General features: G+C 44.7%; 11 protein-coding genes. 4 read left to right on the top strand and 7 right to left on the bottom strand.

What is annotated here, in order from left to right:
- Positions 1 to 76 precede the first annotated feature (76 nt).
- The gene (locus tag AM228_RS27520) at positions 77 to 2,356 is read left to right on the top strand and encodes a caspase family protein (RefSeq protein WP_054470105.1); all 2,280 of its coding nucleotides are present in this window, start codon (positions 77 to 79) and stop codon (positions 2,354 to 2,356) included.
- 82 nt (positions 2,357 to 2,438) lie between these two features.
- Positions 2,439 to 3,170 carry a CorA family divalent cation transporter gene (locus AM228_RS27515; RefSeq protein ID WP_231636970.1) on the top strand — a complete coding sequence of 244 codons (732 nt, stop codon included), beginning with the start codon at positions 2,439 to 2,441 and terminating at the stop codon, positions 3,168 to 3,170.
- A 287-nt stretch (positions 3,171 to 3,457) separates the two neighbouring features.
- Here AM228_RS27515 and AM228_RS35790 read toward each other — a convergent pair whose 3' ends face one another.
- The 7 genes from AM228_RS35790 to AM228_RS27490 form a co-directional block, all read right to left on the bottom strand.
- Complete coding sequence (locus tag AM228_RS35790; protein ID WP_072160951.1) at positions 3,458 to 3,556, bottom strand: ribosomal protein L7/L12; 99 nt, start codon at positions 3,554 to 3,556, stop codon at positions 3,458 to 3,460.
- Between the two features lie 490 nt (positions 3,557 to 4,046).
- Positions 4,047 to 4,394 (bottom strand): FHA domain-containing protein, encoded by a 348-nt coding sequence (locus AM228_RS27510; RefSeq protein WP_255353282.1) that lies wholly within the window; start codon positions 4,392 to 4,394, stop codon positions 4,047 to 4,049.
- Positions 4,395 to 4,894: 500 nt separating this feature from the next.
- Positions 4,895 to 5,659, bottom strand: a complete 765-nt coding sequence (locus AM228_RS27505) for an FHA domain-containing protein (RefSeq protein WP_054470103.1) — start codon at positions 5,657 to 5,659, stop codon at positions 4,895 to 4,897.
- A gap of 120 nt (positions 5,660 to 5,779) precedes the next feature.
- A complete protein-coding gene (gene pgl, locus AM228_RS27500; protein WP_054470102.1) occupies positions 5,780 to 6,499 on the bottom strand; it encodes a 6-phosphogluconolactonase in 720 nt (239 codons plus the stop codon).
- 194 nt (positions 6,500 to 6,693) lie between these two features.
- The gene (locus AM228_RS33775; protein WP_156332115.1) at positions 6,694 to 6,852 is read right to left on the bottom strand and encodes a hypothetical protein; all 159 of its coding nucleotides are present in this window, start codon (positions 6,850 to 6,852) and stop codon (positions 6,694 to 6,696) included.
- Between the two features lie 91 nt (positions 6,853 to 6,943).
- Complete coding sequence (locus AM228_RS27495; protein ID WP_054470101.1) at positions 6,944 to 7,273, bottom strand: hypothetical protein; 330 nt, start codon at positions 7,271 to 7,273, stop codon at positions 6,944 to 6,946.
- Positions 7,274 to 7,275: 2 nt separating this feature from the next.
- Positions 7,276 to 7,617, bottom strand: a complete 342-nt coding sequence (locus AM228_RS27490; RefSeq protein ID WP_054470100.1) for a hypothetical protein — start codon at positions 7,615 to 7,617, stop codon at positions 7,276 to 7,278.
- A gap of 223 nt (positions 7,618 to 7,840) precedes the next feature.
- On the opposite strand from AM228_RS27490, the gene AM228_RS27485 reads away from it, so the two are divergent.
- Positions 7,841 to 8,215 carry a hypothetical protein gene (locus AM228_RS27485; protein WP_054470099.1) on the top strand — a complete coding sequence of 125 codons (375 nt, stop codon included), beginning with the start codon at positions 7,841 to 7,843 and terminating at the stop codon, positions 8,213 to 8,215.
- A 19-nt stretch (positions 8,216 to 8,234) separates the two neighbouring features.
- Positions 8,235 to 8,459, top strand: a complete 225-nt coding sequence (locus tag AM228_RS27480) for a hypothetical protein (RefSeq protein ID WP_054470098.1) — start codon at positions 8,235 to 8,237, stop codon at positions 8,457 to 8,459.
- Positions 8,460 to 8,651: the final 192 nt, after the last annotated feature.

The following is an 8,651-nucleotide window of genomic DNA, read 5'->3' as shown; positions in this document are numbered from 1 at the left end:
TACACCCTACACCCCAACCAACGCACCACCTAATGATTTAGACTAGCTATATGAGGTTAGAGGCTAGGAAAAGGGAATGGGACTAAATCGACGAGAGTTTATTCAACAAATCAGTGGTTTGCTGGCCGCATTCGGGATGAGTGAAACGGTACTTTGGCAAGCAGGCGATCGCTACTATCAAGCCTTAGCCCAACCGACCGCAAGGAAGTTAGCATTACTCGTGGGGATTAATCAATATCCCGGTGATATCTCCCTATCCGGCGCTGTGACTGATGTTGCCTTACAAGAAGAATTACTTAAATATCGCTTTGGCTTTCAATCGTCAGATATTCTTACCCTGAAAAACGAACAAGCCACTCGCGCAAATATTGAATCAGCCTTTATGGAACATCTGATTAATCAAGCGAGTGCCGCCGATTTAGTAGTATTTCACTTTAGTGGTTATGGTCGCTGTTTGAAGTGGGAAAGTACCGAGGAAAATCCCTTATCCAAAAATAGTTTAGTCCCGGTGGATGGCGGATTGTCCGACGCTTCTAATGCTTCTAAATTAGGGGTGAATGATTTACTCGAAGAAACCTTGTGGCAACTGTTGGCTATGCTACCAACTAAGCGAGCGATCGCAGTCCTGGATACCAGCTACACCTATCCGGGCAGCAATTTCCAAGGCAACCTGATGATTCGTTCTCGCCCCAGCCCCCGCACCAGTCAACTCACCTCAGAAGCCCTAGCCTTTCAAGAAAAACTGAAAAATCAAACCTCTCCAACCAGTAATCCGCAAAATATCCCGGCTTTAATCCTCAGTGCCACCAGTCCGAACCAAGTCGCCACGGAAGCGAAATTGCAAGGATTTAGCGCTGGATTATTTACATTAGCCTTAACTCAGCAATTGTGGTTAGCCACTCCCGCCACCAGTCTGCAATCCAGCTTACAAAAAGTCTCCTGTACCGTCCAGGAGTTAGGGGGATTTCTTCAGCAACCGCAAATGGTCAAACCGGGCGTTTTACTCAAAAGCGATTCCCGCATCTTACCGATTACCCCTGGGGAGAATAATGGACTGATTCCCGTCTTGCCATCAGCAGATGGGGTGATTAAGTCTGTGGAAGAAGGGAGCAAGACGGCACACCTATGGCTGGGGGGATTACCGGCAAATATTTTAGAAACCTACTCGGCCAATTCTATTTTTTCTTTGGTGCCGCCGACGAATTCTCCAGAGTCAAGCCCTACTACATTACAAATTCGTGTCCGAGATGGCTTAACCGCTAAAGCCCAACTTTTAGACCAATCGACAACGGCTTTAGAGGCAGGGCAATTGTTGCAAGAAGCGGTGCGGGTTTTGCCCCGTCATCTCAACTTGACCGTGGCTTTAGATACGGAGTTACAGCGGATCGAACGGGTAGATGCTACCAGTGCTTTTGCCTCCATGCCCAATATTTCCACGGTGCTAAAAGGAGAACAACCGGCGGATTGCTTGTTTGGTCGCGTCCGACAAGACGCATTAGCCCAGTCAGCCCTTTTGTCCCCCGGTTCAGCTTCTCTGATTTTGCCCCAGGGGAGTTATGGGTTATTTTCTGTGGGTCAAACTCTGCTGGTGAATACGGTAGGGGCAGGAGGAGAAGCGGTGAAATTGGCGGCACAACGATTAACTCCCTACTTAGAAATGTTACGGGCGGCGAAGTTAATTGGTTTAAGCGCGAATCAAGGATCGTCCCGTTTGGGCGTCCGTGTCACCTTGGAAAAAGTGACACCAGAAGAAAAATTACTGATGCAAGCCTCGACCAGACGGGCGCCTTGGCCTTCCCCTTCTGAGGGGTCGGCGGTTTCTGGAGATAGTAGTATTTTATCTTTGGCTGTGGGCAGTCGGATTCGCTATCGGATTTTTAACTATAGTGATCGCCCCATCTATTCTTTCTTGTTTGGCATTCATAACAGTGGTAGCGCGATCGCCTTCTATCCTTTTCCGTCCCAAAATCAATCCGCCAAAAGTCAGCCGGAAATTGAACAAAACCTGATTCAGCCCGGAACCACCCTCACCCTCCCTGATGATGCCGTCGGTTCCGCTTGGTCAATTAATGGCACCGTGGGACTGGCAAAAACTCATTTAATTTGTAGCAGTAGCCCTTTTTTGCAAACCTTTAATGCCTTAAAACCCGTAATGGGTTCTCGCGGCGATGGTCAGGGAATAATCACCCTGCAAAATCCTTTTAAAATCGCCCAAGCGGTGTTAGAAGACTTACATCATGCCAGCGCTTCCAACCCTCCAATCGGTTTTTCTAATTGGGCCGGAATTTCTGATGAGTTTTGGGCATTAAATGTCAACCATTGGGCAACCCTGAGTTTTATCTATCGAGTGATATAGAATTAATCTGAATTTCATTTGTAGGGTGGGCAATCCCCACCTGTCAAAAAAAAATTCGGGATATTTTATTGGGATATTTTTCATGATAAATCTACCAAGTTCTTGGGATCTGCCCCCGGTCATTAAAAATCGCTTTGGCCAAAAAAGCCTGGGTCAACAACGGGCGATGATTGCACACAATCATCTGTTACTGGTATTACATAAACCCCCGGAACCGAATGAACGGAAACGTGAGGTTGCCTTGTTTTGGCGACAACCGGATGGAACTTGGAAACAGACGGCGATCGGCAATGGCATTGAACCTTTAATCAGGCATTTAAAAGAATATAATGCAGCGGCAGAAAAATTTATCGAAGATTATCACCAAGCCCAAGAAGCGGAAGATTATTTTCGCATTCTTGAGGCTATGTCTCCCTTGCGTTTGGCTACAAAAAACCTGCACGCCACCTTGCAAGCAGCCAGAGAAGGCATCCCCGGCGATCGCGATCTAATTGATTTGCGCGATTATGCTTATGAAATTGAACGCAGCTTAGATTTACTTTATGAAAATACCAAAAATGCTCTAGATTTTCGGATTGCTAAACGAGCGGAAGAACAAACTAAATTAAGTTTGGCAGCCGTGAAAGCTGGTGAAAGATTGAATATTTTAGCGGGGATTTTCTTTCCTTTGACCGCAATTAGTTCAGTGTTTGGGATGAATCTTATCAGTGGTCTGGAGAGTAATTCTATAGAAACTTTTTGGTTAGTTGTATTGATCGGCATCGTTCTCGGTGTTTTTGTGCTGCAATGGAGTATTAAAGGCAAAAAGAATTAGTTTTTTTCTGTACTACGGAAACCAGCGCTTTAAATGCGATATAAAACCCCGGATGAAGCCATTAGCATTTCGTTCGGCTAATCTAACTAGCTAATCTAACTAATTATTGGTTATTGGAGATTTTGATTTAACGGTGAACGGTGAACTGCTAACAGTTCACAGTTCACAGTTCACAGTTCACAGATTATATTAAAAAAACATCTGCCCCGGCTTCTTGTAACTTTTTGCTCTTTCTGCTTCGGCTGCGGATAGCTTGCTTGGCCTTCACCACCACAGGAAGTCTTGATTCAATTAAATATGCAAGCCTCTCGGAGTCCCAAACCTGTGAGGATTCTCACTTCTTTGAGAATGGCAATTTTTTTAGCTACGGGAACAGTATTTAACATCACATCAAATTCAGTTTGCAGACGAATGGGATAGGTAGAGTCACTGGTGCTATCTTTGCTGCTATATTTAATGTCAAACTCTTGTAAAAGTCTATCCAGTTTTTGTTCAATCAGAGCTAATCTATCGGGTTCTTTGAGTGGAGATTGTCCAGAGGTCTGATGGGCTTAAATTTCTTGCAAAAGCCGCTCAATTCGTTCAAGCAGGCGAGATCGCTTGGGGCGTTGCGGAGCAATATCGCTGTCCCTCAGACCGCTGTAAGGAATTCTGCCCTTTTTGAAAGACAAAATCACCAGATAAGAAACCAAGGCTAATATAAAATAATTAAATAATATTATATTGCCAAAACTATCACCATCCTTATGGTTTGCAATATGGTAAATTTTGGGGCATTTAACGGTTCACAAACCGATTACGAACCAGACACAAACTATACATAAAATAAATCAGGATTAGCATGATTCAAAGCTAAAAATATACTGATGATGCTGCTTAATCTGGAAGCCGGGAAACCGATTCGGTGATATCTTCTTCTGTGGTTTCAATCTCGGCAGTTTCGCAGTTCACCGATGCCCCAAAATTTGGGTATTTTGATTCGGTTGGCAGCACCGTAGAATGCAGATAAATTTTCAGGGTTGGCCCAGAAACAGCTAAACGAATCATTGCTTGATTTGACAATTGTATTTGTGTCACCATTGTGCCATCAACGTATGTGCCATTACTCCCTAAATTAATTAATTCCCATTGCTCACCAATTTTTCGCAACTCAATGTGTTTTCGAGAAACCACTGCACTGTATAGAACAACATGATTCGTAGAGGATCTCCCAATTCTAATCACAGATTCTGTTGGAAATCTCCAAGTCTGAATTGGGGTCGATTGAGTTGGATGAAGTAAAGTTATTGTAATCACGGTAGGATCGCGCCCTGGCGATAGCTATGCATAGTTTTGACCGCGTTAACCGAACTGGTTGCCTGCACTGATTCCTAGTGATATGTAGCCAGTGATATGTAGCCAGTGATATGTAGCCAGTGATATGTAGCCAGTGATATTTAGCCAGTGATATTTAGCCAGTGATATTTAGCCAGTGATATTTAGCCAGTGATATTTAGCCAGTGATATTTAGCCAGTGATATTTAGGTTGGGTTGAGAAGAAAACCCAACCTAAGAAACAAGGGTGATATGTAGGTTGGGTTGAGAAAGAAACCCAACCTAGGAAGCTTTAACGATGGAAGCTTTAACGATGATTTCACAAACTAGGGAAGGAGAGAAACTCATCTGAACTTGCCGAAAAAAGTCCGGTTGCCTCAAAAAATCCCGATCCCCTTTTTTGATTAACCCTAGGAAAGCTGGAATAAAAAGGTCATTAAATCTCCTTTCCCCAAGGCAATGCGATCGCCTGGTCGGAGGCGATGACGATTTCCTTTGGGCAACGGTAAATTATTGATGTAAGTGCCATTAGAACTGCCCACATCTTCGATATAAAAAGCATCGGCTTCCACCCGAATATCCGCATGAATTCGCGAGACAATCTCAGAATTGGCAAAACCCGACACATCAATGTCTGGCGGTATCATATCATTGGGTTTGCCGATATGAATCACATCAAGATGTTGGAGCAACTCCAGGGTGGTATTGGTTTGAACATGAACCAATCGAGCGGTTTGCACTTGCAGTTGAGTAGCTGAACTAGGCGTCGGCGGAGCGGGGGCGGGGGACGGCGGGGGTGCAGCTACAGGTTTGGCGGGACTGGGAATGCTGGCTGGTGACTCTAAACCGCTACTCATGCCAGAGATAGGATCCGGTGAATTCCAGGAACTTTTTGCCCCTTCAGACTCTAGTGGAGAATTCCCTTCGGGCGCCGAGACTGCGGTGGCGGGAATTCCCCCTGACAATGATTCGCAGGCGCCGGCTGGTTCCTCGCTTTCTGACTGGGCAGTGCTGGGCTGAAGATTATAGCCACATTGACCACAGAATGTGGCATCAGTTTGCACCGTTGCCCCGCACTGTGGACAACTGGTGGTGGCAGGTAAGGGACTGTAGCAAGCTTCACAGGCTGCGGCGCCCTCTGGGTTTTGGTGGTTACAATTTGGACAGACAATCATAGTTTTCCTTAAATCTAAAAGATTCTAGCTAAATTCTCTTTCTTCACCAGTTCTATAATCAATAGCTCATTTGCTATTTCCATCAAGATACTGAAGACTTAACACTTGGCCAGCGAGATTTTAGGTTGCGGGGAAAGAAGCCCGATCGAGCAACCACCACAGTTCACCGTTTTTCGGATGAATTAGCGCGGATGGATAAGTTTTGCCGTCAGGGTTTGGGGCAAGGACTTGAGTTAAAGCATCTTTTTTGCTGGCACCAGCCACGATAAATATGACACCAATGGCTTGGTTAATTAGCGGCACGGTGAAAGTAATTCGGGGCTGACCATCTTTGTTGCCCACGGTGACGAGGCGATCGCACACTTCTAGGGCTTCGGTGTGGGGAAACAGAGAGGCTGTATGGCCATCATCTCCCATTCCCAACAAAATAATGTCAAAAACCGGGATTTCTCCGGCAGAGACCCCAAAAAACTCTTGCAGTTCGCGATCGTACTTTTGGGCGTCAAGCGCTGGATCTCCCGCACTGGTGGGCATCGGATGAATATTTTCTTGGGGAATATTCACCTGATTGAGCCATGCTTCGCGGGTCATGCGTTGATTGCTGTCTGGATGATCGGCACTGACATAACGCTCATCCCCCCAAAAAACATGAATTTTTTCCCAGGGTAGATTTTCCTGGGCTAATGCTTGGTATAAGGCTTTGGGAGTGCTGCCACCGGATAAGGCGATGGTACAACGATCTCTTTCAGAAATCGCCCCGTTGATTTTACTCACGACCAAGTTGAGCGATCGCTCGATCAGTGCGAGTTGATCGGTTAAAACTTCGATGTTCTTATTCATCTAAATCTGTTTGGATAGTTGAAATCAGTTCTATTCTGGAAGTCATCTCCGGTTTTAGTCAAATTTAGTCAAATTTGGTGGTATGTAGGGGTGATTCGCTTTCTCACCCCTACAGAGCCTACGGGTGTGGATGAATTGCAAGGAACCTTAATGCGACAGGAATCCCTAACCAACAAAAATAGGATCCATTTGGTTTAAGGATTAGCGGTGACAAAAGTAGCGTTAATTTGAACCCAGGTAATTAATGAGGGAATTGTTCCGGTGGCATACATCAAGTATACATTGCCATTAGGGAAAAAATCTACTCGACAGGGATAATAAGCGTCATTCCAATACGCCCAACATATTGACATTATATTAACGCTGGGACGACAAGTTGAGGGCAATACTAAAATATAACATTATTGGTTCCGGCTATACGCTGTACCACTCCTATTATAACAATTAAACTCGAAAACTTATTGATTTGTAAAGCCCAGGATGGATTATGATTAACCCACCCTGTATTGAAAGTGAATGAAACATCATTGCGACCTGTAGATTAGTTCTTGCCGCTGATACGGTACTAGGCCCGGTGCCACCATTGGCGATCGCAGCTATCCCGGTAATATTGGCGGCACTCCCGGAAATATTCCCAGAAATTTGAGCGCCGGTCTGAGTATGCGATGCGGCGGCTGCACCGATCGCCTCTGGGGTAAGCGGGTCAGTGCCCTCGATTGCGTGGTTTGGGGCGTGGGTCTCAGAAGTCTCAATGATTGGTCGTAAAGGAATCATAATTACCAGTTTTCAGTAATCAAAGCTTCGGCGCGTGAATCAGGTGTCGATTTGCTTGCCCAAAGGAAATTGATTGCAGTTGTAGGCACAGCAGAAAATTCATAAGCGTACTGGCCGGGAATTTCAATTTCAGCATTTGCGGCAGTAGCTGGTTTGCTGGCCACCGTACCTGTTGCCACATACAAAGTATTAACAGAACGATTGATAATGATTAATCGCTTTCTGTCACTACGTGCGGCGATCGCATCGACAGCCGTCACAGACACAGCAATGGTGGCATGAGCGCTATTGCTGTAAGTTTTGGTGTTGTTGCTGACTGGTTGATTGCCAATAAATTGTAACATTTTTACTCCTTGTTTGTTTCTGGATAACTAATGGATAATTTCCACGTATAAAATTCAATTATAAAGAAATATTTTGCCGTATTTTATCCTATTTTAAAAAAAAACATAAGATTTTTTTGTTTAAAAAAATAGCTTAATTTTTATTTAAACCTCGTTTTTTATGCGTAAAAAAACCAATTAACAGTGAAATTTTATAAAAACAAGTAAATCATTTAACAATCTAATGTTAATTGGCATAAAATCACCTCAAATTACACAGACAAAAAAGCATAAGGGTCTACGCGTATTCGGCGACTGCATCAAAATAACAACCAATAGACTCGAAACCGTCCTCGACACAATCCACAGCAAGTTGATTGACGACTTGTGCTTTTTCAATGGAAGAATCGTCCGAAAAGATGGGGAACTAGACCCGGATAAGCCGCAGGCTTTTCGGGCATGGGTGGTCAACTGGATACCGACGGGCAAATGGAAAGTTCGCAAAGGCGATGTCACCAACTGGACAAGAGAGTACAACGAAGCGCTGGAATTTGGCAGTGCGACCGGAATTTCTGACGAAACCCGCGAGCTTGCCTACATCATCTGCTTGATGCAGTGAAGCGCGGCTGGAGGAGCGATTGCTAAAGCTACTTGCCGATCCACTTTTTGTCCCCTACCATCGTGTATTTTCTAAATTTATGTTTGGTGATCGGTCGCGGGCGTGGATTTTGATTCGCATTTTCCCTTTTTCTAAATACCTTAAAGATGGGAAACCAATTATTGACTATACGATAGGACAAGAGAAAAAAGACCCGAAGCATCTGACTAAAAAAAATCGCAGCGGCGCTTCCGACAAGCTTTAGGGCTGGGAGAAGTTGTCCGAAAATCAGGCGCGACTGTCAATTCAAAGTCCAAGGCAAAAGGGTCAGGAATGGCGCGATCGATAATGTGGCTGTACGTCAATAACAATTTTGAAATGGCTCTTACAGAGAACGGCAAATTCAACAAAAAGTTTAGTGAAACACCATTCGCCCAATTCTCTAATATTGGCTGAA

The sequence above is a fragment of the Planktothricoides sp. SR001 genome (assembly GCF_001276715.1).
Taxonomy (GTDB): Bacteria; Cyanobacteriota; Cyanobacteriia; order Cyanobacteriales; family Laspinemataceae; genus Planktothricoides; species Planktothricoides raciborskii.
The sequence above is the reverse complement of the archived record's forward strand: the minus strand, read 5'-3'. Positions and strand labels throughout refer to the sequence as shown.